This window comes from Pseudomonas fluorescens, from assembly GCF_002022275.1.
Classification (GTDB): domain Bacteria; phylum Pseudomonadota; class Gammaproteobacteria; order Pseudomonadales; family Pseudomonadaceae; genus Aquipseudomonas; species Aquipseudomonas fluorescens_AJ.
In genome coordinates, this window is the sequence record NZ_MSDF01000014.1 from 530,953 (window position 1) to 548,588 (window position 17,636).

Consider the following 17,636-nt stretch of genomic DNA (forward strand, 5'->3'; position numbering starts at 1 on the left):
CAGGATAATTCTGAAAAACTATTTATAGTGCCCACAGGAAAATTTATTTAATTTTTCCATGATTAGCGAGAACTTTTGCGAGCTAATCGAAGTGGCTTCACGCCAGCGCCGCCTTAACAGTCAGCCCTCGCTGATGCCTGCAGCGGCGCAAAAACAGTTCGAATACGACCCCGCCGACAACCTGATCGGCAAACTCGACCAGCAACACGCCGCGCAACATCGCCAACTGCTGCACTATGACGCCACCGGCCGCATCATCGCCAGCCAGGACAGCCTGCACGGCCAGCGCGAAACCTTCGCCTACGACGCCGCTGCCAACCTGCTGGATGGCCCGCAAGCGGGCGCCGGGTTGGTGGTGCATAACAAGCTGCTGACCTATCAGGACAAGCGTTATCGTTATGACGCGTTTGGCCGGATGATTGAAAAGCGCAGTGCCAAACGTGGCGTGCAACGGTTTGCGTATGACGCTGAAAGCCGGTTGGTTGAGGTACGTAATGACAACAGCAGCGTGGTAAGGATGGCCTATGACCCGTTGGGTCGCAGGATTGAAAAGACCGAACATGCCAGCGATGGGTATCCGCTGGGCGAGGCGCGCTTTGTGTGGGACGGGCTGCGGTTGTTGCAGGAGCACAAGCACAGCCAGACCAGCCTCCATGTTTATGAAGAGGATGGCTACGAACCCTTGCCCGCGTCGACGGCGTTGGTGCATTGCAAAAGATTCGCTACTACCACAACGATCTGAACGGGTTGCCGGAACAACTGACCGAGGCGGATGGGCACAGCGTCTGGCAGGCAACTTATCGGGTGTGGGGCAACACGCTGGAAGAGGTGCGTGAGCTTTATTACATCGAAGAGCAGAATTTGCGGTTTCAGGGGCAGTATCTGGACCGGGAGACGGGGCTGCACTTCAATACGTTCAGGTTTTATGATCCGGATGTGGGGCGGTTTACGACGCCGGATCCGATTGGGTTAGATGGCGGTTATAACCTCTACCAGTACTCGCCTAACCCCTTCACATGGATCGATCCATGGGGCCTGAAGACGTGCTATCACTAGAGAACGAAGAGTGAGATCAAAAAAATTCGCGCCAACTTCGATAAGAAAGGCGGCGCCAAAGAGAAATACATGAAGAAATTGGCCAAAGACCCCAAATCACTTCTGAAATATGGTCCGGCCGGGGTAGATAGAATGAAAAAAGGCCAGGTTCCGGAGGGCTTTGACGTGCATCATAAAAAGCCAATATTCAGGGGCGGCAATAATCGCCAAAGTAACCTTGAACTCATGGACAAGTCCTACCACAAAGCAAATAGCAAGGCCCTGCATTGGTATCCTGAAGGGGAAAATCCGTATGGACTCAATTAATAACGCCCGCTGCCAGCTCTGCAAAGAAACATTTGAGCTGGACGCGAAGCAGAAACAATTCATTGCGCCACTCGTTGCAAAGGGCCAGCGCTTTATCATGATCGAGTGCCCTTCCTGCGGCTCTTCAACCCAATATGTGAAAGCTGAGCAACCCTTAGTAACAGCAATGCAGGCTGCCAATTACCGTTGCCCGATTAGCCAATGCGCTGGCTGGGTTGATCTGATTGATGAGCAATCCCCGCCCTTCTGGGGATGTGGCGAATGCGGCAGTGTTTGGTACGAAGAAAAAAATCTGCAAAAAGAAATCACAGTCATCATCAACTCATTTCCGTACAGAGCCGGGAGTTACAAGAAGCTGAACGGCGAATGGATTCCAGGTGATTTACATTCAGAACCTAAGGATTACGAAGAGCTCGTCGCGAAAGAACCGGCAGACGAGCATGATAAATTGGTTAGAGGATAAACCTGAGACGTAAAAATGCATTGAACGCTGTAATTACACCGACCAACAAAAATGGGCACCCAACCCAGTCGGCGTGCCCATTTTCTTTACCACCCCGCCTCCCTTCAGACGGTCCTGCTATTACGGGTTGACGCTGTCTTTGAGCGACTTGCCCGGCTTGAACGCAACGGTATTGCTCGCCTTGATCTTCACAGGCTCACCGGTTTGCGGGTTTTTGCCGGTGCGGGCGCCGCGATGGCGTTGCAGGAAGGTGCCGAAGCCAACCAGGGTGACGCTGTCCTTGCGGTGCAGGGCGCCGGTGATTTCTTCGAGAACGGCGTTGAGTACGCGATTGGCCTGTTCTTTGGTGAGATCCGCTTTTTCAGCGATGGCGGCTGCGAGTTCTGGTTTACGCATATATGAAGCCTCTTTGACGGTTTTTTGTTGTTATGTCCGTGCTGCTCTCTGACGGAGCAGCGCCCAAGGCGCCGCAGGCTCTACTCTGCGGCAGACGGGAGTGAGGATGGCATGCCCCAAGGCGCCGCGCCAGTCTCGCGGCGACCTTTCTGGGGGTAGGAACGTGCTGATTCCGACAGAACGACCGCTATTTACGCCAGCAGCGGCGGAAGTTCTTTGTTCAGGGCCAGTTTTTCCATCACGGCGCTGCCGGTCAGCGCATACCCCAGCAGGCGGCCGCTGGCGTCGCGGCACACGGCCTTGATGTCGGCGCCCTGCCCTTCAACGCTCCACACGCCTTCGGTACCGCGTGGCGGTGGCGACACCACCAGCGGGCAGATCGGGGTTTTCACGGTGATTGGCATCGGGCCGTAGCTGACGGCGGTGGCATTGCCGGCCAGGGTTTGGGCCAGGGCGCGGGCGCAGCTCATAAGCGGCATCACGTACAGCAGGTTCAGGCCGTCGACCTCGGCGCAGTCGCCCAGGGCGTAGATGTTGGCGTGGGAGGTCTTGAGGTGGCGGTCCACCATGATCCCACGGTTGATTTGCAGGCCGGCGGCGGCGGCGAGGTCGACGCGCGGGCGCAGGCCGATGGCCGAAACCACCAGGTCGCAGTGGATCACTTCACCGTCCGATAAGTGCGCTTCCAGCCCTTCCGCCGTGCGCTGTAGGCGGTTGAGCACCGGGCCCAGGTGGAAACGCGCACCGAGGCCTTCCAGCCCGCTTTGCACGGCAGCGGCCGCCGCCGGGTGCAGCAGGGTCGGCATGACTTGCTCGCAAGGCGCCACCAGGTCGATTTCGTAGCCGCCCAAAATCAGGTCATTGGCAAATTCGCAGCCGATCAGGCCAGCGCCGAGCAACAGCACACGGCGTTTGCCGGCCGCAGCGGCGCGAAAGCGTGCGTAGTCTTCGAGGTCGTTGATCGGGAAGATCAGGTCCGCCGCATCGCCTTCGACCGGAACACGCACGGTTTCAGCGCCCCAGGCCAGGATAAGGTCGCGATAGGCCACCGCTTCCTCGCCGATCCACAGGCGCTTGTGGCCCGGGTCGATGCCGCTGATGCGCGTGTGAGTACGCACTTCGGCCTTGAGTTGCTCGGCCATGGCACCCGGCTCAGCCATGCTCAAACCGTCGGCTTCCTTGTTTTTGCCAAAGCCGGTGGAGAGCATGGGCTTGGAGTAGGAGCGCCCGTCATCTGCGGTGATCAGCAGCAATGGGGTCTCGCTGTCGAGTTTGCGAAACTCCCGGGCCACGTTATAGCCGGCCAATCCTGTGCCGATGATCACGACAGGTGCGTTCATTCCTTTCTCCTTGTAAACCATTTCTTAAAGTACAGATCAGCCGATTTCGATCATTTCGAAATCCATTTTGCCCACGCCGCAATCCGGGCACAGCCAGTCTTCCGGGACGTCCTGCCAGAGGGTGCCCGGCGCGATGCCGTCATCCGGCCAGCCGTCTTTTTCGTCATAGATCAGGCCGCAGACTACACATTGCCACTTCTTCATTTCTTGCTTCCTCAGGGTCCAGGCATCTTGGCCGACGGTCGATAGACCTACGTTGCCGCGCGGCTCAGGGCGTTTTGTACTGATCAGGGCCGCCAGATGCAAGCATGATCGATGCGTGGGGCCGGTTCAGCCCGGCAAAAGTCCAGGGCGCCATGGTAAGCTCGCCGCCTCTTTTGCTGCCGATACTGACTCACCGTGCCGCACTCAATCGACTTTCCCGATGCTTGCCAATGGCTGACCCAGAGCCTTCTGAGCCCCCTGCCCTCGCCTGAAACCCTTGACTGGCTGTTTGATGAAGGCTCGATGACGCGCCGCCTGACCCGGCTGTCCACTAACCGCTTCAGCATCACGCCCTTGTTTGAAGGCTGGCAAGCGCTGCGCGACGATGAATGCGCCGCCCTGGACTTGCCGCCGGCGACTATCGGCTGGGTACGCGAGACCTACCTGCACGGTAACGGCGAGGCCTGGTTATTTGCCCGCTGCGTGGCCGCCCGCAGCACGTTGCAGGGTGATGGCTTACACATGGACGCCTTGGGCAGCCGCCCGTTGGGCGAGTTGCTGTTCAGCGACGATGCGTTCAACCGCCAGACCATCGAGGTCTGCCACTACCCCCGACAGTGGCTGCCTGCTGACAACCAGATCGACGGCTTGTGGGCACGCCGCTCGCGATTTGATCGCGGGTCGCTGAGCGTGCTGGTGGCGGAAATTTTCCTGCCGAGCCTGTGGCAAGCGGTGCACGACCACCCGGAGAACTGCTGATGTACCAACGCCTGCTTAAATCCTTGAACCGCCTGAACCCCAGGGCCTGGGATTTCATTCAGCTGACCCGCATGGACAAGCCTATCGGCATTTACCTGCTGCTGTGGCCGACGCTGTGGGCACTGTGGATTGCCGGCAAGGGTTCGCCGTCCTTTATCAATATCGTGATTTTCGTGCTGGGCGTGGTACTGACCCGCGCCGGCGGCTGCGTGATCAATGACTGGGCCGATCGCAAGGTCGACGGCCATGTGAAGCGCACCGAGCAACGCCCGCTGGTCAGCGGCAAGATCAGTTCAAAAGAGGCGCTGGTGTTTTTTGCGCTGCTGATGGGCATCAGTTTCCTGCTGGTGCTGCTGACCAACGCCACCACTATCCTGCTGTCCCTCGGCGGCCTGGCGCTGGCGGCGAGCTACCCGTTCATGAAGCGCTACACCTATTACCCGCAGGTGGTGCTGGGCGCGGCGTTTTCGTGGGGCATGCCGATGGCGTTCACCGCCGAGACCGGTCATTTGCCTGCCACGGCATGGTTGCTGTACATCGCCAACCTGCTGTGGACGGTGGGTTATGACACGTATTACGCGATGACTGACCGGGATGACGACTTGAGGATCGGCGTGAAATCCACGGCGATCCTGTTTGGCGATGCCGACCGCGTGATCATTGTGAGCCTGCAGGGTTTGTCCCTGGTCTGCCTGTGGCTGGCAGGATTGCGGTTTGAGCTGGGCGGCTGGTTTCACGTGGGGTTGCTGGCGGCGGCGGGGTGTTTTGCCTGGGAGTTCTGGTACACGCGGGACAAGGACCGGATGAAGTGCTTCAAGGCGTTTTTGCATAACCACTGGGCGGGGTTGGCGATTTTTGTGGGGATTGTGCTGGATTACGCCTTGCGGTGATTTCTCCGACGCCATCGCGGGCAAGCCCGCTCCCACAGTTGGAACGCGTACTCTTGTGGGAGCGGGCTTGCCCGCGATGATTTCAGCAGCGCCGCAGGTTCAGGGCTTGATCACATGCCACGCCCCACCCTTGCCATCACCGGTCTTGTCACCGGCCTTCTTGTCATCCTTGTAGGTGTACACCGGCTTGCCTTTGTAAGCCCACTGACTGGTCTGGTCGTCGCGGGTGATCACCGTCCAATCACCCACCTTCGTATCGGTAGACTCCGCCTTCAGCGGCGGCCAGTTGGTCGCGCACTGGTCTTTGCACACTGATTTGCCATCGGCGTCCTTGTCGAAGGTGTAAAGGGTCAGGCCCTTGTGATCCACCAACAGACCGTCTTTGGTCATCGCCGGCTCCGCGGCAAACGCCAGGGTCGGCAGCGTCAACGCGGCCGTGACCAGCAGGGCTTTCCAGGAAATAGTGCGGTAAGTCATCGGAACCTTCCTTTTTTGGTTGTCAGGATTCGGACCCAAAGGGTAGTCCAGAGTGCCGTTATTTGCCTGAGCGACTAAATTACTGTCACACGACTGCAATAATTCCGTTATCTAATGCGGCGCAAGACAGTTAAATGACAAGAGGATTTAGGCATGGTTGGCAGGAGCATTCTGATCGTTGACGACGAAGCGCCCATTCGCGAAATGATCGCCGTTGCGTTGGAAATGGCCGGCTATGACTGCCTGGAGGCGGAGAACTCCCAGCAGGCCCATGCCATTATCGTCGACCGCAAGCCGGACCTGATCCTGCTCGACTGGATGCTGCCCGGTACCTCCGGCATCGAGTTGGCCCGTCGCCTCAAGCGTGACGAGCTGACCGGGGATATCCCGATCATCATGCTCACCGCCAAGGGCGAAGAGGACAACAAGATCCAGGGCCTTGAAGTCGGCGCCGATGACTACATCACCAAACCTTTTTCCCCACGCGAACTGGTCGCCCGCCTGAAAGCGGTATTACGCCGCGCTGGCCCGACCGATGGCGAGGCACCGATCGAAGTCGGCGGGCTGATTCTCGACCCGATCAGCCACCGTGTGACCATCGACGGCACGCCGGCCGAAATGGGCCCGACCGAATACCGCCTGCTGCAATTTTTCATGACTCACCAGGAACGCGCTTACACCCGTGGCCAATTGCTCGATCAGGTCTGGGGCGGCAACGTGTACGTGGAAGAGCGCACCGTGGATGTGCATATCCGCCGCCTGCGAAAAGCCTTGGGCGATGCCTACGAGAATCTGGTACAAACCGTGCGCGGCACCGGCTACCGGTTCTCCACCAAGGGCTGAGCCAGTCGCTGCCTGACTTAACTGCTGACAAGGACGCATGTTCAAGTGAATCAAAACTGGCATGGCACCCTGATCCGCCACATGCTTCTGTTGATCACCGGCTGCCTGGTGGTGGGCCTGGTCACTGGCCAATATGGCTGGGCGCTGGCCGTGGGTATCGCTCTGTACCTGGGCTGGACCCTCAAACAACTGCTGCGCCTGCATGAATGGCTGCGCCAGCACAAACCCGACGAAGCGCCACCCGACGGCTACGGCCTGTGGGGCGAGGTGTTCGACAGCATCTATCACCTGCAACGCCGCGACCAACGGGTACGCGGGCGCTTGCAAGCGGTGATCGACCGGGTGCAGGAGTCCACCGCCGCGCTCAAAGACGCGGTGATCATGCTCGACAGCGACGGCAACCTGGAATGGTGGAACCGCGCCGCCGAGACCCTGCTGGGCTTGAAGACGCCCCAGGACAGCGGCCAGCCGGTGACCAACCTGGTGCGCCACCCGCGCTTCAAGGAGTACTTCGAACAGGAGAACTACGAAGAAGCCCTGGAAATCCCCTCGCCCACCAATGACCGCGTGCGCATCCAGCTGTACCTGACGCGCTACGGCAACAACGAACACTTGATGCTGGTGCGCGATGTCACGCGCATCCACCAGCTGGAACAGATGCGCAAAGACTTCGTCGCCAACGTCTCCCACGAGCTGCGCACGCCGCTGACGGTGATCTGCGGCTACCTGGAGACGCTGCTGGACAACGTCGACGAGATCAACCCGCGCTGGAGCCGTGCCCTGCAGCAAATGCAGCAGCAAGGCTCACGCATGCAGACCCTGCTCAACGACCTGCTGCTGCTGGCCAAGCTGGAGGCCACGGATTATCCGTCGGACAACCATCCGGTGGCCGTGCAAAGCCTGTTGCAGACCATCAAGAACGATGCCCAGGCCCTCTCTGGCGAACGCGGGCAGCAAATCAGCCTGGAAGCCGACCCGTCGATCCTGCTCAAAGGCAGCGAAGGCGAATTGCGCAGCGCGTTTTCCAACCTGGTGTTCAACGCCGTGAAGTACACGCAGGACAAGGGCAATATCCGCATCCGCTGGTGGGCCGATGAACACGGTGCGCACCTGAGCGTGCAGGACTCCGGCATCGGCATTGACGCCAAGCACCTGCCGCGCCTCACCGAGCGCTTCTACCGTGTTGATTCCAGCCGCAACTCCAACACCGGCGGCACGGGGTTGGGGCTGGCGATCGTCAAACACGTGCTGCTGCGTCACCGTGCACGCCTGGAAATCAGCAGCGTGTTGGGGCATGGCAGTACGTTTACCTGCCATTTCCCGCCGGCGCAGGTGACGCGTTCGCAGGAGCTGGGGAATGATGAGTAGCCTGAAAACAACATTGAATTAAGTGTGGGAGCTGGCTTGCCTGCGATGGCGGTGAGTCAGCTGAAAATAGGTCAACTGATAGCCCGCTATCGCAGGCAAGCCAGCTCCCACATTGGATTTGTATCGTTTCTGCAGGCCCCGCCCGGCAGCGGGCACTAGGCAAGCGCCCCGTCAGCCGCTACATTGGCCGACTTGCGCCTGCCTTTCAGGCCCTTCTGTCACCCCTTATTGAACACACGGAACCTGCAAAACCCCATCATGGACCCTTCCCCTGGCATCACCCTCGCGACACTCTTCGCCGACTTCGGCATGATTCTTTTTGCACTGATCCTGGTACTGCTCAACGGTTTCTTCGTTGCGGCGGAATTTGCCATGGTCAAACTGCGTGCTACCCGGGTCGAGGCGATTGCCCACAAAAACGGCTGGCGCGGCCAGATCCTGCGCACCGTGCACAGCCAGCTCGATGCCTACCTATCGGCGTGCCAGCTGGGTATTACCCTCGCCTCCCTGGGCCTGGGCTGGGTCGGTGAGCCGGCGTTTGCCCACATCCTGGAGCCGCTGCTCGGCGCCGTGGGCGTGCAGTCGCCGGAAGTGATCAAGGGCGTGTCGTTCTTTGCCGCCTTCTTCGTGATTTCCTACCTGCACATCGTGGTCGGTGAGTTGGCGCCCAAATCCTGGGCCATTCGCAAACCCGAGCTGCTGTCGCTGTGGACCGCCGTGCCGCTGTACCTGTTCTACTGGGCCATGTACCCGGCGATCTACCTGCTCAACGCCAGCGCCAACGCCATCTTGCGTATTGCCGGCCAAGGCGAGCCCGGCCCGCACCATGAGCACCATTACAGCCGTGAAGAACTCAAACTGATCCTGCACTCCAGCCGTGGCCAGGACCCGAGCGACCAGGGTATGCGCGTGCTGGCCTCCGCCGTGGAAATGGGTGAGCTGGAAGTGGTGGACTGGGCCAACTCCCGCGAAGACCTGGTAACCCTGGACTTCAATGCCCCGCTCAAGGAAATCCTCGCGCTGTTCCGTCGCCATAAATTCAGCCGCTACCCGGTGTATGACGCCGACCGCAATGAATTCGTGGGCCTGCTGCACATCAAGGATCTGCTGCTGGAACTGGCAGCGCTGGACCACATTCCCGAATCGTTCAACCTGGCCGAGCTGACCCGCCCGCTGGAGCGCGTGTCGCGGCATATGCCGCTGTCGCAGTTGCTGGAGCAGTTCCGCAAAGGCGGCGCGCACTTCGCCCTGGTGGAAGAGGCCGACGGCAAGATCATCGGCTACCTGACCATGGAAGATGTGCTCGAAGTGCTGGTCGGCGACATCCAGGACGAACACCGCAAGGCCGAGCGCGGCATCCTCGCCTACCAGCCGGGCAAACTGCTGGTGCGTGGCGACACGCCGTTGTTCAAGGTGGAGCGCCTGCTGGGCGTGGACCTGGACCACATCGAAGCCGAAACCCTGGCCGGCCTGATCTACGACACGCTCAAACGCGTGCCGGAAGAGGAAGAGGTGCTGGAAGTGGAAGGCTTGCGCATCATCATCAAGAAGATGAAAGGGCCGAAGATTGTGTTGGCCAAGGTGTTGCTGCTGGATTGATCGGAAACGCGCAGGAGTGAGCAACTCGCTCCTGCGCTACAGATTATGCCGGTAGCGCAGAGAAGCAGATATCGACCTCCAACTGCGCTGCCGCTGACAAATTGACCAGTGCGTCCAATGAGAACTTATCGATCTTTCCATTCAGGAGATCGTTGAGCCGAGGCTGACTGATCGTGAGCCGCTCCGCGGCCGCTTTCTGCGACAACTCCCAACCTCGAACGGTATTGCACAATTCCAGCAGCAACTTTGAGCGCAGCCGCATGTTGGCGGCTTGCTGAGGAGTATCTTCCAGCGCATCCCAGACACAGCTGAAACGTTCGGTGTGAATTTTTGAGTCTGTCATGGCCTTAACCTAACTCCTGCAATCTGGCACGCGCCAGTTCGATATCCCGCCCTTCGGTTTTCTGTGTGGTTTTACGCAACGCGTGCAGCACATAGACCGCTTCCGGCCGACTGACCACATAGAACACTCGAAACGCTCCCGACTCCTCAGTGATCCGAATCTCACTGACGCCCCGCCCGATGGTTCTCATCGGCTTGCAATCAAAAGGCTGCTCACCCTGTTGCAAAAGATCCAGCTGGAAACCGGCAGCCCTTCGAGCGTCGAGCGGAAACGCTTTGAGATCCTTGAGCGAGCTTCCTAGAAACACCACATCCTTGTGCCTTGGCATCGGCTTCTCCTTTCCTGGAAAGAGGAAGCGTAATCGACGATTCAGCCAGAGGCGGTGGCGGTTTGTTTCAAGGCATAGCAAAGGCTCGGCAACGCGGCGGCGTCATCGAGAGACTATATCGAAACAGATATAAATCAAGCCGGCTGACGGGAATCAGACAGTCGGTCGACTCCCGTTATTCAGGTGATTACGCACCCGGCACAAAGTGCTTCTGCGCCGTGCCGCGCGCAATCAGGCGGGAGATGTAGTCGAGCTTTTGCGCATCCTGGTCGATAAACCGGAAGGTCAGTTGCAGCCAGTCGCTGTCGGGCTTGGGTTCGTAGGCGACGATGGCATGCAGGTAGCCGTTGAGACGGGCCACTTCGGCATTCTCGCCCTGCTCAAGGTCGAGTACAGCACTTTCCAGTACCTGAGGCAGCACGTCAGTGCGACGTACCACCAGCAGCGCTTCCTTGATGCTCAGCGCCTTGATCACGCACTGCTGGGTGCCGCTGGACAGACGCAACTGGCCTTGCCCCCGACCACCCGCAGGCGCTGCAGAGGCTGGCGCTTGTACCGGTGGGCTGTTGAGCAGGCCCTTGCTCGGCGCAGTGGCAACCGCCGCAGGCTTGACGGCTTCAGGCTTGCCGCCGGTCAGCGCGCTCAGGGAATCGTTGCCGAATGCCGAGTTCATCTTGGTCGGTGCGCTGGCGATCAGGGCGTCGAGGCGGCCGATCTTGTGCAGGGCCTGCTTGACCTTGTTCAGCAACTGTTCGTTGGTGAAGGGCTTGCTGACGTAACCGGAGACACCGGCCTGAATCGCCTGTACCACGTTTTCCTTGTCGCCACGGCTGGTCACCATCACGAACGGCATGGCCTTCAGGTGCGGTTGTTCACGGCACCAGGTCAGCAGCTCCAGGCCCGACATTTCGGGCATTTCCCAGTCACACAGCACCAGATCAAAGGTCTCGCGCATCAGGATGGATTGCGCCTTTTTGCCGTTGACCGCGTCTTCAATCTTGATCCCCGGGAAGTAGTTGCGCAGGCACTTCTTCACCAGGTCGCGGATAAACGAGGCGTCATCCACCACCAACACACTGACTTTACTCATCGACCCTTCATCCTATAAAAACTTCGGCACGCAAAACGCCTGACTGATGGCAGTTTGCCAAAACTCGCGGGTCACAGAAGGACTTAATTACGCCTGCTGTGCAAAAAATTCAGAGGCCACAAACGAAAACGCCCGACCAAAGGCCGGGCGTTAATTTCTCGGGCAACCTTACTTATCGTCAGTTTCGCCCGGAACATTAGGGATTTGGTCGGCTGTGCCTTCAACTTCGGCTTTCATGCGCTTGAGGCCCATGTGTCGCACGTCGGTGCCGCGCACCAGGTAGATGACCAGTTCGGAGATATTGCGCGCGTGGTCGCCGATACGCTCCAGCGAACGCAGCACCCAGATAATGTTCAAGACCCGCGAGATAGAGCGCGGGTCTTCCATCATGTAGGTGGCCAGCTCGCGCAGTGCGGTCTTGTATTCGCGGTCGATGATCTTGTCGTACTGGGCGACCGACAACGCCAGGTCGGCGTCGAAGCGGGCAAACGCGTCCAGCGCATCGCGGACCATGTTGCGTACCTGGTCGCCAATGTGGCGCACTTCCACGTAACCGCGCGGCGCTTCGCCTTCTTCGCACAGTTGGATGGCGCGGCGGGCGATCTTGGTGGCTTCGTCGCCGATGCGCTCCAGGTCGATCACCGACTTGGAGATGCTGATGATCAAACGCAGGTCGGAGGCCGCCGGCTGGCGACGGGCCAGAATGCGCAGGCATTCTTCGTCGATGTTGCGTTCCATCTGGTTGATCTGGTCATCGATCTCGCGCACTTGCTGGGCCAGGCCCGAGTCGGCCTCGATCAGCGCGGTGACGGCGTCGTTGACTTGCTTCTCCACCAGCCCACCCATCGCCAGGAGGTGGCTGCGCACTTCCTCAAGCTCGGCGTTGAACTGCGCGGAGATGTGATGGGTAAGGCCTTCTTTGCTGATCATGTGGGTGTCCTTGGAGCGTCCGGTAAGGTGCGGGAGGCCGCAGCATTCAGTGCAATCAGAACCACCGCGGGCTAGCCGTAACGACCGGTGATGTAGTCTTCGGTCTGCTTCTTGGCCGGGTTGGTAAACAGGGTGTCGGTGTCGCCGAATTCCACCAGTTTGCCCATGTACATGAACGCGGTGTAGTCGGAAACCCGCGCCGCCTGTTGCATGTTGTGGGTCACGATGACGATGGTGAACTTGGATTTGAGCTCGTAGATCAGCTCTTCGACTTTCAGCGTCGAGATCGGGTCGAGTGCCGAGCACGGTTCATCAAGCAGCAATACTTCCGGCTCTACGGCGATGGTCCGCGCGATCACCAGACGTTGTTGCTGGCCGCCGGACAGGCCGAGTGCGGATTCGTGCAGGCGGTCTTTGACCTCGTCCCACAAGGCTGCGCCTTTCAAGGCCCACTCAACCGCTTCGTCGAGGATGCGTTTTTTGTTGATGCCCTGAATACGCAGGCCGTAGACCACGTTTTCGTAGATAGTCTTGGGGAACGGGTTCGGTTTCTGGAACACCATGCCCACGCGGCGACGCAGCTCGGCCACGTCTTCGCCCTTGCGGTAGATGTTGGTGCCGTAGAGGTTGATTGCGCCTTCAACGCGGCAGCCGTCCACCAGGTCGTTCATGCGGTTGAACGTACGCAGCAGCGTGGACTTGCCGCAGCCCGACGGGCCGATAAAGGCAGTCACGCGCTGCTTGGGGATGTTCATGCTGACGTCGAACAGCGCCTGCTTTTCACCGTAGTACAGGCTCAGGCCCGGTACTTCGATGGCCACGGTTTCCTGGGCCAGGCTCAGGCTCTGCTTGTCGCGACCCAGGGCCGACATGTTGATGCCGTGGGTGTGGGTTTCATGTTGCATGGGATGCTCCCTGTGCTACCAATTCGTTTCGTTGAACCGCTGTATGAACGGTTTACTTGATCTCAATGTCCTGCGCGGTCTCCTGTGGGAGCTGGCTTGCCTGCGATGGCATCAATGCGGTTTTCCTGAAACACCGCGTCGTCTGCATCGCAGGCAAGCCAGCTCCCACAGGGAATCGCATTAGCTGTCCAGCGCTTTATATTTCTCGCGCAGGTGGTTACGAATCCACACCGCCGACAGGTTAAGCGTGGCGATCACCAGCACCAGCAGCAAGGCCGTGGCGTACACCAGCGGCCGTGCCGCTTCAACGTTCGGGCTCTGGAAGCCGACGTCATAGATATGGAAGCCCAGGTGCATGATCTTCTGGTCCAGGTGCAGGTACGGGTAGTTGCCATCCAGCGGCAGCGACGGCGCCAGCTTCACTACACCCACCAGCATCAGCGGCGCCACTTCACCGGCGGCGCGGGCCACGGCGAGGATCATGCCGGTCATCATCGCCGGGCTGGCCATCGGCAGCACGATCTTCCACAGCGTTTCCGCCTTGGTCGCGCCCAGCGCCAGGGACCCCTCACGCACGGTGCGAGGAATCCGCGCCAAGCCTTCTTCGGTGGCCACGATCACCACCGGCACCGCCAGCAGCGCCAGGGTCAGCGAAGCCCACAACAGGCCCGGTGTACCGAAGGTCGGTGCCGGCAGGGCTTCGGCGAAGAACAGGCGGTCGACCGAGCCACCCAGTACATACACAAAGAAGCCCAGGCCGAACACGCCGTAGACGATGGCCGGTACGCCGGCGAGGTTGTTCACGGCGATGCGGATGATGCGCGTCAGGGCGTTCTGCTTGGCGTATTCACGCAGGTACACCGCCGCCAGCACGCCGAACGGCGTCACGATCATCGCCATGATCAGGGTCATCATCACGGTGCCGAAGATGGCCGGGAAAATCCCGCCCTCGGTGTTGGCTTCCCGTGGGTCATCGCTGAGGAATTCCCAGACCTTGCTGAAGTAGAAGCCGACCTTGGTCATGTAACCCATGGCATTCGGCTGGTAGGCGTGCACGACTTTGCCGATGCCGATTTCCAGCTCTTTACCGTTGGCGTCGCGGGCGGTCAAGCTGTCGCGGTTGAACTGGGTGTGCAGGTCAGCCAGGCGCGCTTCGATGTCCTTGTAGCGGTTGTTCAGCTCAGCACGGCCGGAGTCCATATCCGCCTGGGCGGTGGCGTCCATCTTGCCTTCCAGCTCCAGCTTGCGACCATGCAGGCGGATGCGCTCCAGCCCGGCGTTGATCGCGCCGATGTCGGTTTTTTCCAGGCTCTTGAGCTGGGCAGCCAGTTTGTTCACACGGTCAACGCGGGCTTGCAGCTCAGGCCACGCAGCCTCGCCTTCGGCGATAACCTTGCCATCCTGTTTGACGTTGACCAGGGTGCCGTAGAAGTTACCCCACTCACGCCGCTCGATCGCCATCAGGTTTTCCGGCTTGGTCTGGTCCTTCAACCACTCGCCGACGATCCAGGTGAAGTCGTTGCCGTTCAGGTCGCGGTTGCCGACCTTGATCAGCTCGCGAGTCATGAACTCCGGGCCTTGATCCGGCACCGGCAGGCCAGCACTTTTCAGGCGCTCGCGCGGTACTTCTTCTTTCTGCACCACTTCGCCAATGACAATGTGGTTTTCCTGGCCCGGCACGCTGTAGTTGGCCTGGATCAGGTCGGCCGGCCAGAAGTGGCCCAGGCCACGCACGGCAATCACAGCCAGCAAACCAATGGTCATGATGACCGCGATGGACACCGCGCCACCGCTGATCCAGACGCCTGGGGCGCCGCTCTTGAACCATCCATTCAGGGAGTTCTGTTTCACAGACTTCTACCTTTCTTAAAGCGACGAGTATTTCTTGCGCAGACGCTGACGGATCAGCTCGGCGAGGGTGTTCATGATGAAGGTGAACAGCAGCAGCACGAGTGCCGAGAGGAACAGCACGCGGTAGTGACTACCGCCCACTTCCGACTCTGGCATTTCCACCGCGACGTTGGCCGCCAGGGTGCGCAGGCCTTCGAACAGGTTCATCTCCATCACCGGGGTGTTACCGGTGGCCATCAGCACGATCATGGTCTCGCCGACAGCGCGGCCCATGCCGATCATCAGCGCCGAGAAAATCCCCGGGCTGGCGGTCAGGATGACCACACGGGTCATGGTCTGCCATGGCGTGGCGCCCAGGGCCAGCGAGCCCAGGGTCAGACCGCGCGGCACGCTGAACACGGCGTCTTCGGCGATGGAGTAGATGTTCGGGATCACCGCGAAACCCATGGCCAAGCCGACGACCAATGCGTTGCGCTGGTCGTAGGTGATGCCCAGGTCGTGGGAGATCCACATGCGCATGTCGCCGCCGAAGAACCAGGTTTCCAGGTACGGGCTCATGTACAGCGAGAGCCAGCCCACAAACAGGATCACCGGGATCAGGATCGCGCTTTCCCAACCATCGGGAACGCGCAGGCGGATCGACTCAGGCAAGCGGCTGAACACAAAGCCGGCGACCAAGATGCCAATCGGCAACAGCATCAGCAGGCTGAAAATCCCCGGTAGATGCCCTTCCACGTACGGCGCCAGGAACAGGCCGGCGAAGAAGCCGAGGATCACTGTCGGCATCGCTTCCATCAGCTCGATCACCGGCTTGACCTTGCGGCGCAGGCTCGGGGCCATGAAGTAAGCGGTGTAGATCGCAGCAGCCACCGCCAGTGGCGCGGCCAGCAGCATGGCGTAGAACGCGGCCTTCAAGGTACCGAAGGTCAGCGGGGCCAGGCTCATTTTGGGTTCGAAGTCGGTGTTGGCGGCGGTCGATTGCCAGACGTATTTAGGCTCGTCGTAGTTCTCGTACCAGACCTTGCTCCACAACGCGCTCCACGACACTTCAGGGTGCGGGTTGTCCAGCAGCAACGGTTGCAGCTTGCCGCCGGCTTCCACGATCACGCGGTTGGCCCGTGGCGACATGCCGAACACGCCTTGGCCGTCGACCACCGGGTCGACCAGCAGAGTGCGGTGCGCAGTGCTGTGGAACACGCCGAACTTGCCGGAGGCGTCGAGGGCGGTGAAGCCTTTGCGACGTTCTTCAGCGGTGATTTCAACGATTGGCGTGGTGCCCATCTGGAAGGTACGGATCTGCTTCAGGCGCTGCTCGCCATCCGGGTCGCGGGCCATGAACCACTGAGCCAAACCACCTTTGGAGTTACCGACGATCAGCGAGATACCGCCCACCAGCTGGGTGCTGGCGGTGATTTCGGCGTTGCCGTCCTCAAGCAGTTTGTAGCGACCGTTGAGGCTCTTGTCGCGCAGGCTGAAGACATCAGCGAGGGCACGACCGTTGATCACGTACAGCCACTGTTGGCGCGGATCGATGAAGATCGCCTTCACCGGCTCGGTCATTTGCGGCAGCTCGATACGCTTCTGCTCGCTGGTGACTTCGCCAGTCATCATGTTTTCTTCGCGGCTCAGGCTAAGCACGTTCAAGTAGGAACCTGCGGAACCTGCAACCACCAGCGAGGAATCGGTGGCGTTGAGCGCGACGTGCTCCAGCGGGCGACCCTGTTCGTCGAGGACGATCGGCGTTTCGCCGTAAGGGTATTCAATCGCTGGGGTAATGGTTTTCTTGCCGTCCGGGTAGGACACCTTATAGGTGTGGCGGAACACCAGGGACTGGCCATTCGACAAACCGAGGATCACCAACGGGCTGCCCGGCTGGTCTTCACCAATAGAAGCAACGCTTGCACCGGCGGGGAGTGGCAAGTCGACACGCTTGAGCTCGGCGCCGGTGTCCACATTAAAGAACAGCGCCTGGCCCTTGTCGGAAACCCGCATGGCGACTTGGTTCTGTTCTTCGAGGGAGATCATCAACGGCTTGCCGGCGTCCTGGATCCACGCAGGCGTCAGCGCGTTTTCCTTGGTCAGCGAAGCGCCCTGGAACAGGGGCGCGACTACATAGGCCAGGAAGAAGAAGATCAGGGTGATGGCGCCGAGAACGGCGAGGCCGCCAATCAACACGTACCAACGGGTCAGGCGATCTTTGAGCGCGCGAATGCGGCGCTTGCGTTGCAGCTCAGGCGTATTGAAATCAATGCGCTTGGGAGGAGAAGTCGTCGTCATGGTGGAATTGGCCAGATCATTCATGCGCACACCCTAGCGGTCCTGTATGACAGAAAGATGACAGTGCAGTGACGCAACAAAGCCGCCGCGTAGCAGAGCTGGCAGCGGACTGAAAATTAGGGGTGTAGACGGTTAGTGTGGGAGCGGGCTTGCCCGCGATGGCATCAATACGGTTTCAGCTCTACACCGCGTCGCCAGCATCGCGGGCAAG

The 17,636-nt window shown here is 59.9% G+C and carries 18 protein-coding genes and 1 pseudogene; 8 read left to right on the forward strand and 11 right to left on the reverse strand.

Annotated elements, in window-relative coordinates; all coding sequences use genetic code 11:
- Positions 1-97: 97 nt before the first annotated feature.
- The 3 genes and pseudogenes from BFW87_RS10700 to BFW87_RS10715 form a co-directional block, all read left to right on the forward strand.
- Positions 98-1,047 (forward strand): annotated as a pseudogene (locus BFW87_RS10700) (RHS repeat domain-containing protein); the annotation flags it as partial.
- 78 nt (positions 1,048-1,125) lie between these two features.
- Positions 1,126-1,362, forward strand: coding sequence for an HNH endonuclease signature motif containing protein (locus BFW87_RS10710; RefSeq protein WP_078739807.1), 237 nt, complete (start codon positions 1,126-1,128; stop codon positions 1,360-1,362).
- Positions 1,349-1,825 carry a hypothetical protein gene (locus BFW87_RS10715; RefSeq protein ID WP_078739808.1) on the forward strand — a complete coding sequence of 159 codons (477 nt, stop codon included), beginning with the start codon at positions 1,349-1,351 and terminating at the stop codon, positions 1,823-1,825. Before BFW87_RS10710 ends, BFW87_RS10715 begins: the two co-directional genes overlap by 14 nt.
- Before the next feature lie 120 nt (positions 1,826-1,945).
- Here BFW87_RS10715 and BFW87_RS10720 read toward each other — a convergent pair whose 3' ends face one another.
- The 3 genes from BFW87_RS10720 to BFW87_RS10730 form a co-directional block, all read right to left on the reverse strand.
- On the reverse strand, positions 1,946-2,221 hold the full coding sequence (locus tag BFW87_RS10720) for an HU family DNA-binding protein (protein WP_003213368.1): 276 nt from the start codon (positions 2,219-2,221) through the stop codon (positions 1,946-1,948).
- A gap of 191 nt (positions 2,222-2,412) precedes the next feature.
- Positions 2,413-3,561, reverse strand: coding sequence for an NAD(P)/FAD-dependent oxidoreductase (locus tag BFW87_RS10725; RefSeq protein WP_078739809.1), 1,149 nt, complete (start codon positions 3,559-3,561; stop codon positions 2,413-2,415).
- 36 nt (positions 3,562-3,597) lie between these two features.
- Positions 3,598-3,765 (reverse strand): rubredoxin, encoded by a 168-nt coding sequence (locus tag BFW87_RS10730; protein WP_003213373.1) that lies wholly within the window; start codon positions 3,763-3,765, stop codon positions 3,598-3,600.
- Between the two features lie 195 nt (positions 3,766-3,960).
- Between BFW87_RS10730 and BFW87_RS10735 the strand changes: the two genes are divergently transcribed.
- Positions 3,961-4,524, forward strand: a complete 564-nt coding sequence (locus BFW87_RS10735; RefSeq protein WP_078739810.1) for a chorismate--pyruvate lyase family protein — start codon at positions 3,961-3,963, stop codon at positions 4,522-4,524.
- A complete protein-coding gene (gene ubiA / locus BFW87_RS10740; protein WP_078739811.1) occupies positions 4,524-5,414 on the forward strand; it encodes a 4-hydroxybenzoate octaprenyltransferase in 891 nt (296 codons plus the stop codon). The genes BFW87_RS10735 and ubiA overlap by 1 nt, the downstream gene beginning before the upstream one ends.
- Positions 5,415-5,513: 99 nt before the next feature.
- Here ubiA and BFW87_RS10745 read toward each other — a convergent pair whose 3' ends face one another.
- Positions 5,514-5,891: a COG4315 family predicted lipoprotein gene (locus tag BFW87_RS10745; RefSeq protein ID WP_078739812.1), complete on the reverse strand. Its 378-nt coding sequence runs from the start codon at positions 5,889-5,891 to the stop codon at positions 5,514-5,516.
- Positions 5,892-6,044: 153 nt separating this feature from the next.
- Here BFW87_RS10745 and phoB point away from each other — a divergent pair, with 153 nt between their 5' ends.
- The 3 genes from phoB (at position 6,045) to BFW87_RS10760 (ending at position 9,701) form a co-directional block, all read left to right on the forward strand.
- Entirely contained in the window at positions 6,045-6,734 is a 690-nt protein-coding gene (phoB, locus tag BFW87_RS10750) for a phosphate regulon transcriptional regulator PhoB (RefSeq protein ID WP_003231714.1), read from the forward strand.
- Positions 6,735-6,815: 81 nt separating this feature from the next.
- On the forward strand, positions 6,816-8,102 hold the full coding sequence (gene phoR, locus BFW87_RS10755) for a phosphate regulon sensor histidine kinase PhoR (protein ID WP_254865876.1): 1,287 nt from the start codon (positions 6,816-6,818) through the stop codon (positions 8,100-8,102).
- 258 nt (positions 8,103-8,360) lie between these two features.
- Entirely contained in the window at positions 8,361-9,701 is a 1,341-nt protein-coding gene (locus tag BFW87_RS10760; protein ID WP_078739814.1) for a hemolysin family protein, read from the forward strand.
- A 43-nt stretch (positions 9,702-9,744) separates the two neighbouring features.
- Here the strand turns inward: BFW87_RS10760 and BFW87_RS10765 are convergent, their stop codons facing one another.
- The 7 genes from BFW87_RS10765 to BFW87_RS10795 all read right to left on the reverse strand — a co-directional run bounded on the left by BFW87_RS10765 (position 9,745) and on the right by BFW87_RS10795 (position 17,197).
- Positions 9,745-10,044 carry a helix-turn-helix domain-containing protein gene (locus tag BFW87_RS10765; protein WP_078739815.1) on the reverse strand — a complete coding sequence of 100 codons (300 nt, stop codon included), beginning with the start codon at positions 10,042-10,044 and terminating at the stop codon, positions 9,745-9,747.
- Positions 10,045-10,048: 4 nt separating this feature from the next.
- Positions 10,049-10,372 carry a type II toxin-antitoxin system RelE/ParE family toxin gene (locus tag BFW87_RS10770; protein ID WP_078739816.1) on the reverse strand — a complete coding sequence of 108 codons (324 nt, stop codon included), beginning with the start codon at positions 10,370-10,372 and terminating at the stop codon, positions 10,049-10,051.
- 187 nt (positions 10,373-10,559) lie between these two features.
- Positions 10,560-11,462: a response regulator gene (locus BFW87_RS10775; RefSeq protein ID WP_078739817.1), complete on the reverse strand. Its 903-nt coding sequence runs from the start codon at positions 11,460-11,462 to the stop codon at positions 10,560-10,562.
- Between the two features lie 168 nt (positions 11,463-11,630).
- Positions 11,631-12,392 (reverse strand): phosphate signaling complex protein PhoU, encoded by a 762-nt coding sequence (gene phoU / locus BFW87_RS10780; protein WP_078739818.1) that lies wholly within the window; start codon positions 12,390-12,392, stop codon positions 11,631-11,633.
- A gap of 71 nt (positions 12,393-12,463) precedes the next feature.
- Entirely contained in the window at positions 12,464-13,297 is an 834-nt protein-coding gene (pstB, locus tag BFW87_RS10785; RefSeq protein WP_056860879.1) for a phosphate ABC transporter ATP-binding protein PstB, read from the reverse strand.
- Positions 13,298-13,477: 180 nt separating this feature from the next.
- Complete coding sequence (gene pstA / locus BFW87_RS10790; RefSeq protein ID WP_078739819.1) at positions 13,478-15,148, reverse strand: phosphate ABC transporter permease PstA; 1,671 nt, start codon at positions 15,146-15,148, stop codon at positions 13,478-13,480.
- Between the two features lie 15 nt (positions 15,149-15,163).
- The gene (locus BFW87_RS10795) at positions 15,164-17,197 is read right to left on the reverse strand and encodes an ABC transporter permease subunit (RefSeq protein ID WP_176159737.1); all 2,034 of its coding nucleotides are present in this window, start codon (positions 17,195-17,197) and stop codon (positions 15,164-15,166) included.
- Positions 17,198-17,636: the final 439 nt, after the last annotated feature.